The 20922-nt window shown below is 47.9% G+C and carries 15 protein-coding genes; 3 read left to right on the top strand and 12 right to left on the bottom strand.

Going from position 1 to position 20922, the window contains the following annotated elements:
* Positions 1 to 78: 78 nt before the first annotated feature.
* The 12 genes from JI735_RS37555 to JI735_RS29245 all read right to left on the bottom strand — a co-directional run bounded on the left by JI735_RS37555 (position 79) and on the right by JI735_RS29245 (position 18658).
* Entirely contained in the window at positions 79 to 759 is a 681-nt protein-coding gene (locus JI735_RS37555) for an SMI1/KNR4 family protein (RefSeq protein ID WP_325175552.1), read from the bottom strand.
* Positions 760 to 1023: 264 nt separating this feature from the next.
* Positions 1024 to 1716 carry an SMI1/KNR4 family protein gene (locus JI735_RS29195; RefSeq protein ID WP_051052102.1) on the bottom strand — a complete coding sequence of 231 codons (693 nt, stop codon included), beginning with the start codon at positions 1714 to 1716 and terminating at the stop codon, positions 1024 to 1026.
* A 20-nt stretch (positions 1717 to 1736) separates the two neighbouring features.
* On the bottom strand, positions 1737 to 1922 hold the full coding sequence (locus JI735_RS29200) for a hypothetical protein (protein WP_202676689.1): 186 nt from the start codon (positions 1920 to 1922) through the stop codon (positions 1737 to 1739).
* 427 nt (positions 1923 to 2349) lie between these two features.
* Positions 2350 to 2670 (bottom strand): DUF7716 domain-containing protein, encoded by a 321-nt coding sequence (locus tag JI735_RS29205; RefSeq protein ID WP_046504571.1) that lies wholly within the window; start codon positions 2668 to 2670, stop codon positions 2350 to 2352.
* A gap of 283 nt (positions 2671 to 2953) precedes the next feature.
* Complete coding sequence (locus tag JI735_RS29210) at positions 2954 to 3550, bottom strand: hypothetical protein (RefSeq protein ID WP_039837795.1); 597 nt, start codon at positions 3548 to 3550, stop codon at positions 2954 to 2956.
* 4 nt (positions 3551 to 3554) lie between these two features.
* Positions 3555 to 4382, bottom strand: coding sequence for a HEAT repeat domain-containing protein (locus tag JI735_RS29215; protein WP_039837796.1), 828 nt, complete (start codon positions 4380 to 4382; stop codon positions 3555 to 3557).
* A gap of 7 nt (positions 4383 to 4389) precedes the next feature.
* Complete coding sequence (locus tag JI735_RS29220) at positions 4390 to 8391, bottom strand: HNH endonuclease (RefSeq protein ID WP_233476105.1); 4002 nt, start codon at positions 8389 to 8391, stop codon at positions 4390 to 4392.
* Between the two features lie 167 nt (positions 8392 to 8558).
* A complete protein-coding gene (locus JI735_RS29225; RefSeq protein WP_039837815.1) occupies positions 8559 to 10079 on the bottom strand; it encodes a hypothetical protein in 1521 nt (506 codons plus the stop codon).
* A 64-nt stretch (positions 10080 to 10143) separates the two neighbouring features.
* Positions 10144 to 10935, bottom strand: a complete 792-nt coding sequence (locus tag JI735_RS29230) for a DUF1906 domain-containing protein (RefSeq protein ID WP_039837816.1) — start codon at positions 10933 to 10935, stop codon at positions 10144 to 10146.
* Positions 10936 to 10978: 43 nt separating this feature from the next.
* Positions 10979 to 11233: a hemolysin XhlA gene (locus JI735_RS29235; RefSeq protein WP_211270503.1), complete on the bottom strand. Its 255-nt coding sequence runs from the start codon at positions 11231 to 11233 to the stop codon at positions 10979 to 10981.
* A gap of 127 nt (positions 11234 to 11360) precedes the next feature.
* Positions 11361 to 18161 (bottom strand): HYR domain-containing protein, encoded by a 6801-nt coding sequence (locus JI735_RS29240; RefSeq protein ID WP_202676690.1) that lies wholly within the window; start codon positions 18159 to 18161, stop codon positions 11361 to 11363.
* A 92-nt stretch (positions 18162 to 18253) separates the two neighbouring features.
* Entirely contained in the window at positions 18254 to 18658 is a 405-nt protein-coding gene (locus JI735_RS29245; RefSeq protein ID WP_039835187.1) for a hypothetical protein, read from the bottom strand.
* Between the two features lie 180 nt (positions 18659 to 18838).
* On the opposite strand from JI735_RS29245, the gene JI735_RS29250 reads away from it, so the two are divergent.
* The 3 genes from JI735_RS29250 to JI735_RS29260 all read left to right on the top strand — a co-directional run bounded on the left by JI735_RS29250 (position 18839) and on the right by JI735_RS29260 (position 20655).
* Positions 18839 to 19348 (top strand): sigma-70 family RNA polymerase sigma factor, encoded by a 510-nt coding sequence (locus JI735_RS29250; protein WP_233476106.1) that lies wholly within the window; start codon positions 18839 to 18841, stop codon positions 19346 to 19348.
* Positions 19345 to 19506 carry a helix-turn-helix domain-containing protein gene (locus JI735_RS29255; RefSeq protein ID WP_020428542.1) on the top strand — a complete coding sequence of 54 codons (162 nt, stop codon included), beginning with the start codon at positions 19345 to 19347 and terminating at the stop codon, positions 19504 to 19506. Before JI735_RS29250 ends, JI735_RS29255 begins: the two co-directional genes overlap by 4 nt.
* 189 nt (positions 19507 to 19695) lie before the next feature.
* Positions 19696 to 20655 carry a serine hydrolase domain-containing protein gene (locus JI735_RS29260; RefSeq protein WP_039835188.1) on the top strand — a complete coding sequence of 320 codons (960 nt, stop codon included), beginning with the start codon at positions 19696 to 19698 and terminating at the stop codon, positions 20653 to 20655.
* The last annotated feature ends 267 nt before the right edge of the window (positions 20656 to 20922 follow it).

Genomic DNA, 20922 nt, shown 5'->3' on the forward strand with positions numbered 1-20922 from the left:
AAAAAAGCAAAAGAAAAGCCATCCCGGTGCGTTCACACCGGGGTGGCCAAACCACTATAGTTTCATGTTATTAATCTGCTAGTCTTCCTCCCAATTCTCTTTAGCGTCACTAAGTCTTTCGAACAAGAACTCATAAAAATTATCGGCGCGTTTTCCATTAAACCCTGACATTCTATCCCAAGATATTACAGAACACTCCTCATTCGAAATATCAGTAGTATCAAGACAATAAAAAAACTCTTCACAATCCTCAATGACAATATATCCATACGGCATTCCAAGATTTCGAAGTTTTTCTGTTTTTGAAACAACTGAAGGAGCAGATTTACCACAACCAAGTATATCTACGCCAAACAGCCCGCCCGAACCATAGTTTTCCAAGAACCATCTGTAGCTTTGTGGGAATTCAACATTTAAGGCGTATTCAATTCTTATCACTTCTTCTGCAGTAATTCCACCCGTAAAATCGCCCTCGTCAGAATTCTCTTGAATTAAACTCTCTAGCTTTTCATAAATCATTTTTTTCCCTCCAGAGTATAAAATCATCATGCTCAGTAACTGTAGTTTCCTTAGCTCTCTTTCTCCAGTACTTAGCTCTAAAATTACACTCACGCACCAGCGGCTCCGATGCTGTTTTTTTACGGCTTTTCCGGCCTTGTTCAGCCCTTTGCCAATCGCCTTGAACCCGAGCTCCATCGCCAGCTCAACCAGTCCCATGGCAAGTGCGGTGGCGAGCGCGATGGCCGCAGGCTCGATCATTTTCTGCCAGCCCTGGCTCAGGTAGGTGCCAATATAACCAGAGGCTTGGACCAGGGTCTGGGCGACGGATTTGATCGCATCTGCTTGCAGGTACAGGGTGATCAGGTTGATGATAATTGGAAGATTCCCCCTGAAGAGTTATTTAGACGAAAAAGAAAAAATAAGGTCGATTATTCAGTCATTGGACTGGAATCGACCTGTGAGTATTAGCACTAACAAAGGTTAAGGTTGAGAAAATCTTATAGAGCATCCTATAGCCTAATTTCAGCCCTTGCCATTTTTCTTATCCTTTCTTTCCTTTTCTTTAGCCTCCAATTCTGCTCTAGCGGCTAACATATTAGCTATAAAGTCAGTATTCATTCTTTCTTTTACAATTTTCAATTCAACTTTTTGGCCTTCTTCTACCTGTTCAACTTCAAAACTTCTTATAAAATCAACAAAACTATCTGAAACTAAAAAAACGTTTTCCCAATAATCATCTAAACTAATATTTCCGTATTTTTTTTCATTCAGCATTAGATTTGCAATCAATTCATTTTCGTGATACCAAAAATAAATTTTCTCATAGAACCCATCCTTGACACCAATACATATAAGATTCCCTTTACCATCGTCTGCAATTGGTATTAAAGAACTGGGGATCCTTTCATAGTACTGATTAATTTTATTACTCACGTCATCCAAGCCACCATCAAAACCAAAAAATGAATCAAAAGCATTAAAACCATTTTTATCTGTACAAGGCGATAATTCTAATGATTTATAAATCACTTCTTGTTCAAATTTAGAATTTCCGTATTTAAGTACAAAAAGTTTATATATCTCAGGAAATGAAATGTTGTATTTTTCCTCAATTTTTGTAATATCAACTTCAGAGTAAACTACGTCTCTACTTGGTAATCCAATAGTATATAAATGTTCTTCTATAAGGTTAAACTGTTCGCTTATCTCTTTCATTCGATATCTTAGCTCCTTTATTATTTATTTGAATAATTACTATTTTCATTTACAGATCTTTTTAACTCTTTTTGATTATTAGAATTTCTCATCTCAGCAGCGACTACGCCGACCAATATCCCGGTGATGGCCGGAAAAAGCTTCCATCCTTTATTCATCATCCATTTTATTAGTTGCGATTTAAACGGGTCAAACACCATTTTCACATTATTAGCGTGTAGCAACGCGCCGTCGGCGTTTTGCCGCCAAGGCTTTGCTCAGCTTTTCCGGGTATCAAAATCCAGCTTGCAGCCAATCTCAATAATGTGATGCTTCTCTGGCTAAAGCTCTGTGACAAAGATGGCTCCGCCTCTCTGTCATACAAATCCCTGGCAGTTCACCCCACGACAAATCGGATTTTACTTTTATTGGCTTCCAGATATCGGAGCATGAAGTACCGAGCTTATTTTGGGAAGAGGGATTACAACTGGGGAGAGAATTTTGATAGTGCTTTACTTATAATCGTTGTTGGTCAGGAATTGTACTAATTAGCCCCGACAAAAAAGAAACCTTGGAAGGCCTATAGCCAACCAAGGTCAATTTAAACTCCACATAAGCATAATATCCTAATCATTTTCAAAGTCGATTTATTATTTATTTTGTTACTATAAAAGCGTCATTATCATAATAATATAAAAAGGCCTCGATTAAATCTTCATCTGTACATTCAACCTTTTGTACTAAAGCATTTTTAATTATTCCTTTTATAGTTTGAATGTCTAAAGCGTACATTAAATTATTTTTCTTAGCAAATTCAGGCACTTCATCACTGTCATCCTCTACATCATCTGGATCGATTATAGCACCTTTTGTATCTAAATCCCATGTTTCATCAGCTGGAAGAAATAAAGCATCTGACCACTCGAATTGTTCAATATTATTTAGTATTTTTTTCAATGTAATAAGTTTCTCCATTTTATTCTCCCCTAAATGCACTCTTCTAGAAAAGCGCTGAATTATTGTAGAAATCATCTAACCCAGAGGCTTGGACCAAGGTCTGGGCGACAGATTTAATCGCATCTGCTTGCAGGTACAGTGTGATAAAATTCATAATCATCTGAAGGGCGGCAGTGATGATCTCAGCAGCTACTTAGGTTGCCATGAGAAAGAAAAAACTAGACCGAGTCTGGTGCAGGGCACCTTGTGGCCTAGTGTATATCTGACTGAGTCTCTGATGCATGTTGCACTGGAGTTTGCCTTAAAAAGTTATTAACAAACCGCGCTCCATCTCTTTGGCTGTTTTATAGATAAATACAAGTTTATCATAAGCATGGATTAACTCAGTTTCATCTATTTCGTATAGTACGTTGCTTAAGCTTGTCAAGCAATTTTCCATAAAACATTGTTTTAGTCCGACTAGTTCCGAGTAAATAACAGGAATATCCTCTAAATACACGAACCCTAACCCCATCCCACCAGGATCAAGTATAAAGGACTCCGATTCTAAGGGACTGCCGAGAATGTAAATTTCCGTCTTAAAATTCATAGTCAAATTACGTAACGATTCTAGTAAGGCATCCCATGCATAAGAGAGTCCATCTTCCTCATCTGGTGAATAATACTTTGTCATTGCAAAATCGCATAGTTCTTGAATGCTACCGTTCTCTAATTCATCCTCCCAATCTACTGTCAGTGACTCACCCGTATATGGCGAACAGATTTTAGAAAGATTTGAATTTATAAATTTTATAAGGACATCTGAATTATTTGTTCCACCAGATAGGATAATAATTTCTCTTAGTTCTTTATTGAAATTAACTGTATCAAATAAAAAACACTTGTGCTCCATCCCCATATACTCAATCCTCCTTCCTTTTATCCATTTGAAGGATTTGCAGGGTTTTTTCCAGTTCCCTTTTTATGTCGCCCCTAATGCTACTATTTACTAATGGTTCTAACATGCTATAAGCGTATGGGGGTTTTAAGTATTTCGCAAATATTACTATAACCTCCTTTGCGTAAGAATCTATTTTCATTTTTAAAATTTGAGAACCTATTCCAACTAATTTCTCAATAAACACACTGCTGACATAATCCATTAGTGGTTTTTTTTGTTCGGAAGCTCTCCATAGTGACTCTAAACCCTTAATAATAGCATCCTCATAGCTCGTTTTTTTCAACTTTAGCATCCAGGATTCACTTTTATTCACATATGCTTCTAGTGCCTTAATTACAAACTGTACATCTTCAAGTGTTAGAATCATCGTACTTGAGTAGTTATACAATAATTTGTTTTTAACTGCAGGATGAACCCCCTCATTAAAAAATGCTTTTTCAGCACCTTCAGGCCCATTCTCCAGTCGGATGATTATAGATTGAAGAATTGCCTTTTCGCTGATAGATGAAAGGAAATCTTCTTCTGGTATGGATTGCTCTTTTATTCTTAATGCGTCGAGACTATCAGTATCACCTATACTGAGAAGGCTATGCATAGTTTTGATTCTTACTCGCATCGTTTGATGATATAGAGCTTCTTGTAATCTAGGAACATACATTTTATTGTGTGAAGCTCCCATAGCAATTATTAATTCAATGGGCAACTCTTCACCTTTTTGTTTATAGGCTTCTAATAATTGTTCATCGGTGATTGTTACTTGCATATTATTTTTATCATATACTAGGTACATTAGTATCTCATCCTTTTTGGTGCGTCATAAAATCATCTGGATTAAAAAACTCTTGTCCTGCCGAAGCACCTGTCTGTGGATCATAACGTTCTATAATTATCTGTTTAGGTGGTTCTCCATATTTTATAGTGTACGCATCAATAAACCTGCGAATCTCTTGCTTGTCTTTTGAAATTGGCCGCCCTAATGGTTTATCATCAATAATATTTCCTTTTGGAGGTCCTTGAACAGCATCAGGTATAGCTTTTTGATATTTAATTGAAGGATTACCTTCTTCGTCAATTCTTTTTGGAACTTTAATGTCATTCCCGTCTTTATCCTTCAATGGCTCATTAACTGTATCGTACTCACCACTTGTACGACGCTCGTCTGCACGTTCCTTGTGAATCTTCTTACCAGTCTTAGTGCTTTTAGTCTCCCCAGTAACCTTCTTTTTACTGTTGCCGTCTACAGCATCGTTAAGACTATCAAAATCAATTTTGCTCTTATCCCCATCTGCACTATTTGAGATAGTTTTAAGCCTTGAATCTTCTAGGTTGCTAAGTTTACTATATTCCGCATCGTTAAGACTGATCGGCTTCTTACCATCGAGTTCAAGCTGCTTTAATTCCTTTTCAAGTTGCTTCTCATCGATGTCCCGCAACTCACCGTCAATCAGCAGCACCCAAGGATTAACCTCGCCATAAAGACGGATATGCTTGCCCTTACGCTCCAGCTTAAACTTCTTAAACTTAAACCTCTGCAGAACCCGGTCCAGCAGGACTCTGAGCTTTTTGGCCCCCTTCATGAGCCCTTTCTGCAGGCTCTTGATCACGATTTTGCCGCTCCGGATGATCATGCTGCCGCTCTTGGAGGCAAGCTTGGCTCCGGATTTCAGCAGGCTCTTGATGCCCTTTACTCCTGCACCTGCTGCCTTCCTCACTCCCGCACCGGCGGCTCCGATGCTGTTTTTTACGGCTTTTCCGGCTTTGTTCAGCCCTTTGCCAATCGCCTTGAACCCGAGCTCCATCGCCAGCTCAACCAGTCCCATGGCAAGTGCGGTGGCGAGCGCGATGGCCGCAGGCTCGATCATCTTCTGCCAGCCCTGGCTCAGGTAGGTGCCAATATAACCAGAGGCTTGGACCAGGGTCTGGGCGACGGATTTGATCGCATCTGCTTGCAGGTACAGGGTGATGAGATTCATAATCATCGGAAGGGCGGCAGTGATCGCCCCGCCTGTGAGGATCTCGGCAGCGACGACGCCAACCAATATCCCCGCGATGGCCGCCAAAAGCTTCAATCCATTACTCTTCATCCATTTTATTACATACGATTTCATCTGGTCAAACAACATTTTCGCATTGCTGGCACGAAGCTTCGCGCCGTCGGCGATCTTGCCGCCAACGCTTTGCTCCGCTTTTCCGGTATCAAAATCCGCCATAATGCTGTCCATCGTAGCCGGCTTGCTGCTGCCTGGAAGCTGCTTCGTTTCCCCGTCCTTAAGGTTCGCTTCCTGCACCAGCGCCGGGTCCAGCTCTCCTTCTTCAACCGACTCCATTTCGATGTCATCTGCCGTAAGCTTCTCGTCCGCAGCCTGACCTTCCTCCTGTGCCTGTGGCCCGGCGCCGCCTTCGGCCGCTCCTGCCCCCATAGGCTTGGAGATGTCCACACCCAGCAAATACTCCCACATCTTGCCTTCCAAATGGCTGAGCGAACGCTTGGCCGCCTTGCCGAGCGCCCCAATCCGTGACAGTACATCCAGAAAGGTAGCAATGAGAAGATGGCCTAACGTTGAGATCAGCTTGGTGTAGAAGTTCTGCACCGCAGCCAGCGCCTGATCCACCTTGGCGGCCAGGAAATCCATAACCTGTGTGACTTTGGTTTTGAGCTTCTGCGCCAGCTGGTTGACAGCCTTTACCGCATTGTTGACGACTCCGTCAATTTTGCTGCATATTTTGGCGGCGATGCCAGGGAATTTGGCAAAAACAACCGAAACCAGCTTTTTGAGCAGCGTTCCCAGGCCTTTAATCAGCGTGGTGATCAGCTTGCGGCCCAGTTCAATAATGCCCAGCACGGCTTGCTTGGCTTTGTCAAAAATAAACTTAACCGCTTTCCGGAGGCCTTCGAAAATAAAGGTAACTGCCTTTTTAACCACTTCGACCACTGCTTCGAGCTTGTCTTTGACCCAGCCGAGGAAGCCGCCCTTCTTCTCTTCCTTCGCTTTTTCTTCCTCGTGTTTTCCGTCGGCTTCCTTCTTGGCTTTGCTGTAGGCCTGGGTGGCTTCCCGTTCAGCTTCGGACTGCTTTTTCTGCGCTTCGCGCTCTTTTTCCGCCCGGACGCTGTTGATCTCGCCTTTTTTCTGCTGCGCTGCGGCTCCAGCCTGACCGGCATAGTCGGCTTCGGCCGCATCCAGCTCGTTTTTCCATTCGCCGCGCAGATGATCCACTTCCGCCTTCGCCCCGGCCTGCTGGTTAAGCTGCTTGTCCTTGGCCTCGGCCTCCGCCTGCTGGATTTGGGCGTGGCTGTCTGCTTTGGAGCGCTGCACCTTGCTGTCGAACGCTGCTTTCTCCTTGCCGTATTCAGCCTGCTTGGCCCCCAGCTGCTTTTTCATTTCCGGAGCGAGGCTGTGATTCAGCCCGGCAGTCATGTCCGCCGGCACTCCCAGCACAGGCAGCTTTTTGGCTCCCGGGGCATGGCCTCCTTGCAGCTCTGCGGCTTTCAGGGTGGAGCCGTCCGGCTCGGGATAGATGTCATTTTCACCAAACGGACTGCTGATCTGGCCCATCTCCGCCCGCTTGGCTGCTCCTACCTGCTGGGAGGCCTCCTGGCTGAAGCCTTCAAGCTGGGACGGGTCCGCCTCGCCTGTCAGGCTGATTTCCGGCGGCACCGCTGCAGCAGAACGGATTTCGCCCAACATGGCTTCCGGATTCCCGCCTGATCCTGAAGACCCGATGTCCATTCGCCCAAGATTTCCTGGTTGCGCGCTTCCGCCAGACCGTTCGCTCTTATAGCCGTCCGGAACGTCATGTTTCAGCGGCGCTATTTTTCTCCGGGCTTGCAGCACTTTTCCCTTGAGTCCCGTAGGGGTCGGAATCACCGGCAGCCCCTGCCGGGTCTTCTGCTTCTGCTTCGCTAATGCGCCTGCGGATACATCCACAGCCTGGGCATAGGCATCCCCGAGCTCTGTGGGCTGAACATGGGTCAGCTGACCGAGAATTTGCCCCGGATCTTCCCCGTGGATGTTCACCTTCTTAGCCTTGGCCGGCTCTTCCTTCCCCTCTCCCGCCAACGCGCCCAAGGCCTCACCCAAGGATGGTTCCTTCGGTGCTCCCTTCTGTGCGGATTCCCCTTTGGAATCCTCCGCCTTGGATTTTTTTTCTGACTTTGCTTCCTTTGCTCCCTTGGACTCTTTGCCTTCGTTCACATTCTTCGCATCTTGGGCTTCGGCCGCTTGCGCTTTCCCAGTTTCTGTAGCCTGAGGAGCTGCTGCTTTCTCTTTTCCGTCCGGCCGCTCTTCATCTGCTTTTCCTTTACCCGCTTTAGCGCCCGAAGGTGAACTTTTCGCCAAAGGTTTACTCTGCTCTTTGAGTGCAGAGCTAACCTTTGCTATATTGCGGGGCTTTTCATTCTGCTGCGCCTTCGGTTCAGTCTGAGCGCTAAGCGGTTTTAGCTTTGCTTGTGCCGGTTCCGTAAAAGCAGGCTCCCGCTCAGCCGGAGTATTTTCCGGGCTTCCCTGTCCTTGTCCGCCCTTTGACGCCTCTGCTGAGTTATCTGTTTTTTTCTCATCCTTAGGCCCATCCTTCAGGCTGGATAACAATTGAACCACGGCACGGTTGCCTAAGGTACGCTGGAGCGCCAGCTTGTCTTCCCGGCTCAAAGAAGCCGGATTTTGACGGACACGCCGGATAATCTCTACCGGGTCCGGTAGCTTTGTTGCGGCTGGCCGTACGAACGTCAGTGGATTGCTGTAAGGTTTGTGGCTGCCCGAAGTGTTCTCTTTCTCCTTGGTCGCGGTTGCTTGGGTCTGCAAGCTGAGTCCCCCCTCTGTAAAAAATCGATTCTATAGAAGATGTAAAATCTATAGCGATTTTTACAGCCGGGATGACAAATAAATCTATTTTTATTTCATAACAAAAATAATAAAAGCCACCCCCAGGTGGCCGTAAGCGGGCATATTTATCTGTAACTGATTTCGAACTAAATCCGAGTAATAATCAAATAATTAGAACTTCCGCCCAGCAAAGTTGTGTCATTAGTAGATAACATTCTTAAATCAATTTTATACCCTGCATTAACTTTTACTTCTACTGAACCGGATACGGCTCCCCCTCCTGTAACCGGACTCGTTCGGTCATCCAGAAAAGTCCAAGGTGTTCCACCCGTTGAATCACCCGTATTTAAAAATAAAGCAAGCTGAAGTCTATTTCCAGCCTGTTGAACACCTGTCATCTGCAGCGATGTAATGCGATAGTATCCGGTATGTTTTGCTGTCCATTGATAGTTGACGTTATCAAATTCACCAAGCTCATCAAAGGCGCTTTTATCTAATGCGATCCTTGTCCATAAGCCGCCTGTTAAACGTTGAACCGAACCAGCTTGAGCTTTTGTTCTGGTTAGCCCCATTACAGTTTTGCCGTTCTCATCGTGTTGCTCAATTAAAATAGCTGCTCTTCCAGTCCCGTTCTCGTCATGGTATTTCCCATCAGAATAGGGAACCGTATTAGCTAACTTAACATATACATCTTGGATTGAAGATCCTCCTGAAAAGCCCACTAATTTTTTTAAATTTCTTAGATAGCCGCCTGCCTCATCTATCACTATTGATCTGCCTGTAACAACTTCTATAAAATAGTTCACTTGTGGTACGGTCCCGTTTATTTTATCACCAACAGCTAATGTGCTTGACCGAATTACAATATTTCTACATTCTGAACTTGCGCCCAGCCTAATATACGCAGGAACGGTTGCCCCATAATTCCCTGTGGATTCATACCAGTTTCCGGCAAACAGCATGGAGAAACATCCGTTAAGCTCAACCGGATAGGTGCCTTGAGAACCTTCCTTAACAAATTGACAATTTAAGAACCTTCCTCCCGTACAATTCACCATAGTAATCGTATTATCGTTACCGAAAGTATATAGCCCTTCGCCTAGAAACTGGTCGCTTTTTTCTTCCATATAAATTGCACACTTATTATAAAAAAGCTGGAGATTGTTAAACCGGTTGATATCACTTTGAGTACCCCATACCCCGTATTCAAAGTGTTCAATTTGAGCATCAATTAACTTTATTCCTCCGCCTCTCCAATCTCGTATTCCATAGGTTCCTGTTCCATACCATCCGTTTGATGCACTCACAGCGAACGGGTTTTTTAGATTGCCTCTACTTGAGCCTTTATAGATTAGAGAAATCTGTCTTAAAGTAAATCCCTGTTGACCAGAGAAACCAGGAGTAGATGAATTTCCAAGACTAATAAACTCACCTTCTCCATAAAACTCAAGAATGGTTGCGTTCTCCTGACTTCTTCCGTTGTTGTGGCCGATAAATTCTACAGCCCGATTATTAATTTGAATTTTTTTATCGACTCTTATGATGCCTTTTGGAAAAATAAATTTAGTGTTGCCCGAAGCAAGCGCCAGATTAATATTTGCGGATTGATCCTCTCCGTTTGGTTTAACTCCATATAGTGAAATATACACTCCTAAAGTATCGTCCATGGGTTAACCTCTTTCTTTTTATAGTCTGATAAAAGATAAATACTAACAAATAAACGCCAGCCTCCTACTTCTCCCCGTCCACTGCCTGTCCCGATGCTTTGCGCAGTTCATCTGCCAGGCGGTGGAATTCTGTTCTGGACTCCGCACTGCCTGCAGCCATGTAGGCGGCTTGAATGAAGGCAATGATCTTGTTGGCATCCTCCTTATTCAGCATGTAATCATTCACCTCCCCGGCGCAGCCGTCCGGCTGTTGGATCGTAGTCAGCGTGTTCCACCACCCCACATCGCCGCTGGACTGATTCAAATCCACATTCACACCATAAATCGGCTGCCCCAGCCCTTTGGGGCCATTGTCGTACTGATAGATGTGAATCCCCTCCGCCTTCCGGCCCTTGCTCCAGGCATAGGTCTGCCAGAACCCTGTGCAGGCTTTGGCCGCCATCGCTGCCTCAACAACCGCCGCGCTGCCGTAAACGCCAGTCCGAAAATTCCGGGCGGCTTCACCTGCTGCCTTAAGATACTGAATTATCGTGTCCATCTGCTTCGCTGAAGCATCGAAATCTACGGCAAAGTAGATCCGGCTTCCTGCAGGCTGTCCTACAGCCAGCGCCGTTTGAGCAGCGGCCGCCCCGTCAGTCAGACCCGCAGCGCGGCCGCCCAGCGCACGGTTAGCGGTCGTCTCAAACACAGAGACTATTTGCAGTCCGCCTGCGCTGATGGCCGCTGCCTCTGACTTGGTAAGTCTTTTCCAGCCCGACGGCACGAGGTAACGGCAGGCGAATTCATATCCGCCCTCCCGGAACTTCTTCGCTAATGTCTTCGTCAGCGGTGCCGCGCAATCAAACCCCTTGGCCATTCTCCAGCATCTCCTTTTCACAACATCTGGCTGTCTTTTCCTGCTATCCGATTATTATTTTCAGCAAAAGCCCGGCAGCCGCAATAAATAGCCCGGCACTGCTGATGATGGTTCCCACCAGCCACCGCTGGCTCTCCCCTTGCCGTACCTTCAATCTGGCCAGCTCATCCCGCATCTCATCCACACGCAGATGCGCCGATTTACTGCTCTGCATCGCTTCAAGTGCGATATCCCTGGCGCTGTTCATAATATCAAGCTTTGTTTCTACGCGGGTCAACCGTTGAAGAATTTCGTTCATGTCATCTGGCATATCGTACCCCCGGAATGGAGCTGGTTGATCTCTCAATAATGAATATAGACTCCAGGCTGCAGCCATTTGTGCCGGACAGCAGCCTGGATGCTGTTACAATAATGCACTTACATGCTTACGGTTCCATACCTGCAATCAGCTTGCCTGAGGAGTAAACCGTGATTTTATTGGTGTCTGTATAATCTGTAGCCCATGTGTTGAAGGAATAATCGTTAGTCTGTGTATAGGCGGAAAAATTAGATTTCCAGAACGTGCACTGGATTTGCACTTTTTCACCCGGCTTCAAGCTTCCGGCACCGCTGGAGAAGCTGATCTCCAGATAATAATCGCTTCCGTTCCTGCTTGCAGTCTTTTGAAAGCTTCCCTCGGTGTAGGATAGAATGTTTCTGCTGCTGGACCCCGATACCCGTGAATAATCGGAATAGAAGCCCTGCATTTTCTCTCCATCAATGGTGTAGTAATATCTGATCTTAATGTTTGAGAGCTGAATGGTGCTGCCGCTGGTGTTCTCGAAGGAGATTCTTGGTGAAATCTTACTTGTGACACTGTTTCTGTTGCCGTTATACGATTGGACTTTGAATACCTGAGTAACGGTTACGTACTGGACTGCCGTAGATACATTTCCGTTCGCATCGGTAGCGGTCCAGGTAACAGCTGTTTTTCCAACCGGGAAACCATCCGCAGGAGCATCATTCTCTAATGTGTATCCGAAAATATCGCTCACTGTGGCTTGACCCAAGGATACAGGAGTTTTGACCCCTGTCGCTGCGGCAGCTATGTCCGCTGGTGCTTTCAGCACCGGCTTCGTTGTATCCACCACTGTGATCTTCTGCACGCCTGTGGTTACATTGCCGTTCTCATCAGTTGCTGTCCATTTCACTTCTGTAGTACCCAGCGGATAATCCTCTGGAGCATTGCTGGTGACGGTTACTTTGAAAATGTCCGTTCCCTTTGCTTGGCCAATTTCCACCGGAGTCTTAAGCCCGGTCGCCTCGACCGTCTTATCAACCGGTAAGATCAGACCCGGTTTCGTGGTATCCACCACCGTGATCTTCTGCACGCCTGTGGTTACATTGCCGTTGACATCGGTTGCCGTCCACTTCACTTCTGTAGTGCCCAGCGCATAATCCTCTGGAGCGTTGCTGGTGACGGTTACCTTGAAAATGTCCGTGCCTGTCGCCAAGCCAATTTCCACCGGTGTCTTGAGTCCGGTCGCCTCGACCGTCTTATCAACCGGTAAGATCAGACCCGGTTTCGTGGTATCCACCACCGTGATCTTCTGCACGCCTGTGGTTACATTGCCGTTGACATCGGTTGCCGTCCACTTCACTTCTGTAGTGCCCAGCGCATAATCCTCTGGAGCGTTGCTGGTGACGGTTACCTTGAAAATGTCCGTGCCTGTCGCCAAGCCAATTTCCACCGGTGTCTTCAGCGCGGTCGCTTCGACCGTCTTATCAACCGGTAAGATCAGACCCGGTTTCGTGGTATCCACCACCGTGATCTTCTGCACGCCTGTGGTTACATTGCCGTTGGCATCTTTTGCCGTCCAGGTGACTTCCGTTGTCCCCAGCGGGTAATCCTCTGGAGCGTTGCTGGTGACGGTCACATCATAGATATCTGTTGCTGTGGCTTGGCCAATCTCAACCGGTGTCTTCACTGCAGTTGCTTCTAAAGTGATGTCTGCCGGCAGCTTGAGCACGGGCTTGACCGTATCCGTTATGGTCACCGTTACAATTCCAATCATGGCATTTCCGTTGGCATCCTTAGCCGTCCAGGTGACCTTTGTTGTTCCCAGCAGGAACTTCGCTGTGATGTGATCCCCTGAAGTGACCGGATGTTCATCGCCATACCCTGGAGCATCTGTAGTTAATGTGAATGGGAACAGCTCCAGCACCTCAGGCACTTCCAGCTCCACTGGCGTTGCCAGGGCGGTTGCTTCCTTGGTCAGATTCAGGGAGCCTTTGAATTTCAGCACTGGCTGTGTGGTATCCACAACGGTAATGCGCTGCACCCCAGTGGTCTTATTGCCATTCACATCCGTGGCCGTCCAGGTGACCTCGGTTGTACCCAGCGGATAAGCTTCCGGGGCATCATTTACAAGCGTAAATTTGAAAATATCCGATGCCGCCGCCATGCCAATCTCCACCGGAGTCTTGACCGCCGTGGCTTCTACAGTCTTGTCCTCCGGCACGGTGAGCACCGGCTTCGTCGTATCCACGACCTTGATCTTCTGCACCTTCGTGGACACATTTCCGTTCTCATCCGTGGCCGTCCAGGTGACCTCGGTTGTACCCAGCGGATAAGCTTCCGGGGCATCATTTACAAGCGTAAATTTGAAAATATCCGACGACGACGCCTGACCAATCTCCACTGGAGTTTTGACCGCCGTGGCTTCTACAGTCTTGTCCTCCGGCACAGTAAGCACCGGCTTCGTTGTATCCACGACCTTGATCTTCTGCACCATCGTGGACACATTTCCGTTCACATCCGTGGCCGTCCAGGTGACCTCGGTTGTACCCAGCGGATAGGCTTCCGGGGCATTATTTACGAGAGTATATTTGAAAATATCCGTCACCGCCGCCATACCAATCTCCACTGGAGTCTTGACCGCCGTAGCTTCTACAGTCTGGTCCTCCGGCACGGTGAGCACCGGCTTCGTCGTATCTACAACCTTGATCTTCTGCACCTTCGTGGACACATTTCCGTTCGCATCGGCCGCGGTCCAAATGACTTCCGTTACCCCCAAAAGATAGGCTTCCGGAGCGTTACTGGTAATCGTAACTTTATAAATATCTGTCGCTGCCGCTTGACCGATCTTTACAGGGGTCTTCACGGCCGTGGCTTCCACTTCCAGATCTTCCGGCACAGTCAGCACCGGCTTCGTGGTATCTGTCACAGTAATCTTCTGCACGCCTGTGGACACATTGCCATGCTCATCCGTAGCTGTCCAGATCACTTCGGTTACGCCTAATGGATAGGACGCAGGGGCATTGCTTTTTACAGTAACAGCGAATAAATCCGTCGCTGTCGCCGTCCCGATCTCGACAGGTGTCTGTAATGCTGAAGCCTCTGCCTGCACATCCTCCGGCACGCTCAGAACCGGCTTTGTCGTATCCGCCACAATAACCTTCTGCTTGCGGGTCGACAGGTTGCCGTTCTTATCCTTAGCCGTCCAAGTCACCTCTGTAGCACCGATAGGAAATGCAGCCGGAGCGTCACTAGTCATGGCAGCAATTCCGAAAATATCCGTTACTTCCGGGACCGCGAGCTGAACCTGCGTTTCCCGGCCGCTTGCCTCCACCGTCAGATCCGCGATTTCTGCGATTGAGGGTGCGGTTGTATCTACTATTGTTATGGTCTGTGTTTCGCTGCTGATATTGCCATTCGCGTCGGTGGCTTTCCAGGTCACAATCGTTTTGCCCAGCGGATAGCTTGCCGGAGCATTGCTTGTAATCGTTACTGCAAACAAATCGGTTGCCGTCGCCTGTCCAATGTTGACAGGTGTGTTAACCGCTGTAGCTTCTGTGCTGATATCTGCCGGAACCTTCAGCACCGGGAGTGTTGTATCGACCACAGTCACTTTTTGTTTGCCTGCTGTCATATTTCCGTTGGCATCCGTGGCCGTCCAGGTGACTTCAGTCGTACCGACCGGATAATCTGCCGGCGCATTGCTGGTGATCACAACCGGAAAAATATCCGTGGCCGTGGCAATGCCAATCTGGACCGGTGTTCTAACGGCAGTGGCTTCAACCCGGACATCCTCAGGCATATAGAGTTTTGGATTGGTAGAATCTATAACCTTTACATTCTGTGTGCTAATAGCCACATTGCCGCTCGCATCCGTAGCCATCCAGGTCACCTTGGTAACCCCTACCGGAAAGTCAATTGGCGCATCATTAATGACAGTAACTTTGAACAAATCTGTCACAACGGGCTGGCCAAGGGAGACTTTGGATCTGACCGCCGTCGCCTCTACGGTGAGATCCGCAGGCGCTGTGAGCTTAGGTTTAGTCGTATCTACTATCTTGATCTTTTGCGTGCCTATGGTCGCATTGCCATTCTCATCGGTAACCGTCCAGGTCACTTCCGTCGTTCCCAGCGGGAAATCCGCCGGTGCATTATGGGTAATGGTCACCGGGAATATTTCCGTCACCACCGGCTTGCCGATGTCTACCTTTGTTCTTTCCCCGGTCGCTTCTGCCGTCTTATCGCTTGGCAGCGTAACCAGCGGCTTGGTGGTATCAGTAATGGTAACTGTCTGCGTTTTCTTGGTGACGTTGCCATTCTCGTCGGTAGCTGTCCAGGTCACGATCGTTTTTCCGACAGTATAGCTATCCGGGGCATTATTGGTAACAATGACCTTAAAAATATCCGTAGCTGTTGCCTCTCCCAGTTCCACCGGCGTCTTGATTCCAGTGGCTTCTGCTGAGACATCCTTAGGCACGGTGAGCACTGGGTCAATACTGTCGATAACGGTAACATTCTGATCCGCACTCGTGATATTGCCATGCTCGTCAGTAGCCGTCCAGGTCACCTTGGTAACCCCTACCTTAAAATATTCCGGGGCATTATTGATGACCAGCACATCGAACAAATCTGTAACCTGAGCCTTTCCAATCTCCAGCTCCATCCGCGGACTGGTTGCCTCGATGGTGATGTCCTGCGGAATGACCATTACAGGCTTGGTTGTATCTTTAACCGTAATCAATTGCTTGGCTGTAGAGACATTCCCGTTCTCGTCTTTAGCCGTCCAGCTGACTTCGGTCGTCCCTACCGGAAAGTCTGCCGGTGCATTATTGGTGATATTCACTTTAAAAATATCTTCCGCTGTCGCCGTACCCATGAAAACCGCAGTTCTTCTGCCTTCAGCTTCCTTGGTGATGTTCGCAGGTATCGTCAGTACAGGCTTAACCGTATCGACGACAATTACCTTTTGCGTAGCTGTAATAACGTTGCTGTTCGCATCTGTAGCCGTCCATGTGACCTTTGTCGTGCCGATAGGGAATTCCTTCGGAGCATCATTGACCACAATGACCGGGAAAATATCGGTTGCCGATGCCCCGGTGACCACAACCGGTGTTTTTACAGCAGTCGCTTCAACCACAATATCCCCCTGCACGGTAAGCACAGGCTTGGTGGTATCCTTCACCGTGATTTTCTGCACCTGCGAGGAGGTGTTCCCTACCGGGTCCACAGCAGTCCATTTCACGGTTGTTGTTCCGATCGGATAATCCGCCGGGGCATCGTTTGAGATGGATACATCAGGGACCGAAATATCCTTCACGGAGGCTTGCCCAATATCGACAGACGTTCGAATCCCCTTTGCCTCCATCGTGATGTCTGCCGGTACAGTGACTACCGGAACCGTTTTGTCTATCTTCACTTCAGTCTTTTGTACAGGAGTACTGTTTCCTGCCTGGTCTACAGCCCAGAACGCAAGTGGCGTGATCCCTTCAGTCTGGACAGCAAATGTTGCCGTTGTTCCCGCAACAATCTTCTCTTCTCCGGCTGCACCCAGAGTATAGTGAATTTCCTTAACCCCCGAGTTTACATCCGAGGCCGTGAGGGAAACCGTAACATCGGTGCTGTTCCAGCCTTTTGCATTCGCCTCAGGGCTAAGAATGCTGGACATGACCGGACCGCTTTTATCGATTTTAACGGTTGCTGTCTGGGCAGCTTCCGCATTCCCGGTTTTATCCACAGCCCAATAGGTGACCGTAGTTGTTCCTTCTTGGTTAATCTCAACATCTGCACTGCTGCCTGCCGTTTTCACGGCGTCATTCTCACCCAGCTTATAATAGAGGGAGTCGACACCTGAATACGGGTCCTCTGCGGCCAAATGAAGCTGCACCTTATCGTGGCTCCAGCTGCCGGATTCCGCTCCCGGCGCAGTTACCGTCGTAACCGGGGCGCTTTTATCAATGTTAATGGGTCCAAAGGTCGTGGTGGAATAATGGTTCTTATCCTCATCACTCGAAGCTGCGCTGTCGACAGCTTTACCCGTTGCCATCTGCCCCGCTCCTTCAGCGGTAAAGCTCTGATCGGGGGTCAACGATTTAATCGCGGATAAAGTATCGGTTGCCGAGTAATGAACCGTCACGGAATGGTTGGTCCATGTTCCGGCAATGTAAGGAGCTCCGGCATCGGTTCGCGCCGTTGCCATAATCGCGGGCGGCGTGGTATCGATCAGATTGGAGCCTACGGCACCGATTTCCACCTTGAAGGTGACCGGCTGCAGACCCGGGACCGTGGCTTTTACATCCAGTGTCTTAATGACACCGGTACTCTTAGAGTAGACCTGATACCCTTCCCCCGCATAACCCGTAAAAGTGTTGGCTGCAGAGGCATACCCGTTGTCATCCGTTAAAACTGTGATTCCAGTGCTGTTAAGCCCCCGCATAACTGCTGTGATCGTGCTGTCTTCAGAAGCTGTAAAAGTAACAGGAACCCCGGCAAGCGGGTTGCCTGCCAGATCCTTGACAGCTACCACCTGCGGAAGCATAAACCCGCGTCCGCCCGGAATGACACCCGAAGCCTGGGACAATCGGATCTGCTGGAGCAGCGGTGACACCGCGGTCATTGACCCTTCCACATCACGGACGGCAAGCAGGTTCATCTGATAGGCACCGTGGTGCAGGATGACTCCGAGTGTCGGGTCCAGCCCGTACACTGAATCATATACGGATTGGTAGACTGAATTTCTGACCGTCTGTTTAGCGGGAGATTCTGTATCATACACCGCTGCATACACTTTTCCTGCCTCCGCACCCGACGGGCCGTTCAGGAACATTTTCCCTGATCCAAACACAGCCCCGGGAGCCAGCAACAAGATCAGGAGCAAAAGGCACAGCCATTTGGTGATGATGCCTAACCTTCCTTGCTGCACATGCTTTACTTTTCTTTTCGAATGTTTCATCATGCATCCCCTAACTTTTTTTGTGATGAGCTATCGATCCTGGCGAAGATTTGCCCCTCCTTTACTAATCAAAGGGAAATCCGGACAGGTTTTTACAACTGTTTATTCCGGTTCACATAAACTTCTATTTTGGTTTCAATCCAGGCTTCGAGATCACCGAGGATAAGGCTCAGCTCCGTTTTGGCCGTTTCCCCCAATAGGGCCATAGCCTTTTCTTTAGCCAGCTTGAACGCCTTCTCCATCGCCGCCGCATCAAAAGAACCCTGCTGTTTCAGCGCCTCCACGAACGTCTGGTTCACCGCAATCACCGCGGACTCAATCGCATCCCCTGCCCGGTTCAGCAGCGTGTTCACGGCCTCGGCTCCTATCTTTTCTTCCAGATGGGCTATTTCGCGTCTGGTATATGACACCATTGCTTTTGCCATTAAACCCAGCAGCGGAATAACCAGCACAGTAAGAATGGTATTGATGATTTCCGGTGTAAAATAGTCCTCCATCCCTATCGCCTCCAAAAATGAAATTTCGACAATCGAATCTTATTTACCATCGTAAATAATGGTAATTGAAAGATTATTTTTACAACTATTCGAATAAAAATAGTAATCATGTAAATTTATGTTTTTGATAGTTGTGGAATCTATGGAATATTCTACTTGTTATATAAGGAGAGAAATCAGTTGATCCGCCATGCAGCTGCAAGCGGGAGTGCAACTATAGTTGCATTGTACTCTGCGGCGGCATACGGGGATCAGGCCTGGGGGAACAGGCTGCACTGGCCAATCTATTTTTGCAAAACTGGAAATGGGGGAGTAGTCATGATTACCTATGATGACGAGCTACTTGAAACCTGCAGAAAACTGTTAAAACGTTCAGCATGGAGAATCCAGTACAAAACTCGCATTCAGCTGATTCGGGAAAGCAGCCCGCTGTATGACAATCAGCTGTATGACAGCGGCTCCGACAGCAGCTTTGAGACCATGGTGATTTCAGAGCTGTTTGTGGACGAGCTTCTGGAAACGATTCCTTGGGAGAAATGCAGGTATATCATTAAAAAAACGGTGATTGAAGGAATGGCGGAACACGAGGTTGCGAGAGAGTTACATATGACTCAACAGGGGGTTAGCAAATGGAAGCGCAAGGGGCTAGAAATCCTGAAGGAATATCTCATCATTTCGTCGAAACAGTGAAAAAAGCGCAAAACGGTGACAAAGAATCCATGGAGGATATCCTAAGTCTTTTCTCGGTAGATATCGAATATTTGTCCAAGTTCATTATGCTGCCCCGGGAAGAGGCCATCCAGACCTTGAAGATCGAACTTATAAATATTGTTTATCAGGATCTATGAAGCTAAAAACAAGAATATTCATTTCGTACACGCTCTCCACCTGAAGCTGTCAGTGCGACTGGAAATTCATTATACAAAGCTGTCCGGAGGTGCTCCGGGCAGCTTTTACTATGATGCCGGTTGTCCGCAAGCCTATTGGGGTATTATATGAACCAATGGTATGATACGTCTTATGAAAGGATGAGCCGGATGAATCAGATGACATTACAACAAGCCATTGCCCCGCTGAATCTGAGAAGCTGCCTGATCAGCACCCGGGGCGAGCTTAGATTTGAGCATTACCGGGATGACCGCACCGCTTCCGGGATTGCCAAGATCAACTCCTGTACCAAAAGCGTGCTTTCCTCGCTGATCTGCATTGCAATGGATCAAGGGCTGCTGCCGGACCCTTCGTCAAGGGTTGCCGAATTTTTCCCGCAGCTCCGCCGGGACACGGACACGCGCAAACAGGAGATAACCCTGGAACATCTGCTGACCCTGTCTGCCGGTTTCCGCTGGAGTGAATTCGGCGGGCTGAATTCCTTCCCCAAGATGACCCGCTCCCCCGATTGGGTGGAATATGTGCTGGAACAGCCGCTCGCGGATACTCCGGGGACACGCATGGAGTACAACTCCGGCATATCGCAGCTCTTATCCGCCATTCTGGTTCAAGCCTCGGGGATGACTACGGCACGGTTTGCCGAGCAATATTTGTTCGGACCGCTTGGAATTGAGGAATATCAATGGGAGGCTGATCCTCAAGGCATTCATACAGGCGGATTCGGGCTTCAGCTGCGGCCGTCAGCTCTGTTGAAATTTGGACAGCTCTATTTGCAGCAAGGGCGCTGGGACGGGGCGCAGCTGATTTCGCGGGAGAGGCTTGCACGTTCAGTGACAACGGCAATGCATGCAGAAGCTCCCCGCCGCGGAGGGTACGGCTGGCATTGGTGGACAGATTCCTATCCTCATGCTGCAAGTGACGGGGAGCCTCCAGCCGCCATGCAATTTTATTACGCCAGGGGGTATGCCGGACAATTTGTATACGTATTGCCGGAGCCACAGATGGTCGTCGTTCTGACTCAGGATAACAAGCGCGGCAAAAACAATCCGCCTGCGGATGTCTTCAGCGAACACATTGCGCCTCTGCTTGTGAATCCCGACTGGCTGTAGATGCCTGTGTGCACGCCGTTTCCTTTGGTTGATCCTCACTATGTACGCATAAATCCCCGTTAACCTTAAGTAATAAGGCAACGGGGATTATGTGCTGACTCCTGTATTCAATTTCTATCATTTCCTCCAAGTAACAAGCCATATCCCTGACATGGTAATTGTTCTCATATTAACTTACTGTTTTACCCGTACTCTCCTGTCCGGAGCATTAATCCATGTCCTGCATATGGGGGTGAATTCCCGCGTACACGATTCCACGAAAAACGT

It is taken from the genome of Paenibacillus sonchi, assembly GCF_016772475.1.
Lineage (GTDB): Bacteria > Bacillota > Bacilli > Paenibacillales > Paenibacillaceae > Paenibacillus_AQ > Paenibacillus_AQ sonchi.

Bases quoted from the DNA above. Each gene is read 5' to 3' on its own strand.
- JI735_RS29235 (WP_211270503.1), bottom strand. From the start codon at position 11,233: ATGAACGAAATTCTTCAACGGTTGACCCGCGTAGAAACAAAGCTTGAT.
- JI735_RS29260 (WP_039835188.1), top strand. From the start codon at position 19,696: ATGAATCAGATGACATTACAACAAGCCATTGCCCCGCTGAATCTGAGA.
- JI735_RS29245 (WP_039835187.1), bottom strand. From the start codon at position 18,658: ATGGAGGACTATTTTACACCGGAAATCATCAATACCATTCTTACTGTG.
- JI735_RS29210 (WP_039837795.1), bottom strand. From the start codon at position 3,550: ATGGGGATGGAGCACAAGTGTTTTTTATTTGATACAGTTAATTTCAAT.
- JI735_RS37555 (WP_325175552.1), bottom strand. From the start codon at position 759: ATGATCGAGCCTGCGGCCATCGCGCTCGCCACCGCACTTGCCATGGGA.
- JI735_RS29215 (WP_039837796.1), bottom strand. From the start codon at position 4,382: ATGTACCTAGTATATGATAAAAATAATATGCAAGTAACAATCACCGAT.
- JI735_RS29205 (WP_046504571.1), bottom strand. From the start codon at position 2,670: ATGGAGAAACTTATTACATTGAAAAAAATACTAAATAATATTGAACAA.
- JI735_RS29195 (WP_051052102.1), bottom strand. From the start codon at position 1,716: ATGAAAGAGATAAGCGAACAGTTTAACCTTATAGAAGAACATTTATAT.
- JI735_RS29230 (WP_039837816.1), bottom strand. From the start codon at position 10,935: ATGGCCAAGGGGTTTGATTGCGCGGCACCGCTGACGAAGACATTAGCG.
- JI735_RS29240 (WP_202676690.1), bottom strand. From the start codon at position 18,161: ATGAAACATTCGAAAAGAAAAGTAAAGCATGTGCAGCAAGGAAGGTTA.
- JI735_RS29225 (WP_039837815.1), bottom strand. From the start codon at position 10,079: ATGGACGATACTTTAGGAGTGTATATTTCACTATATGGAGTTAAACCA.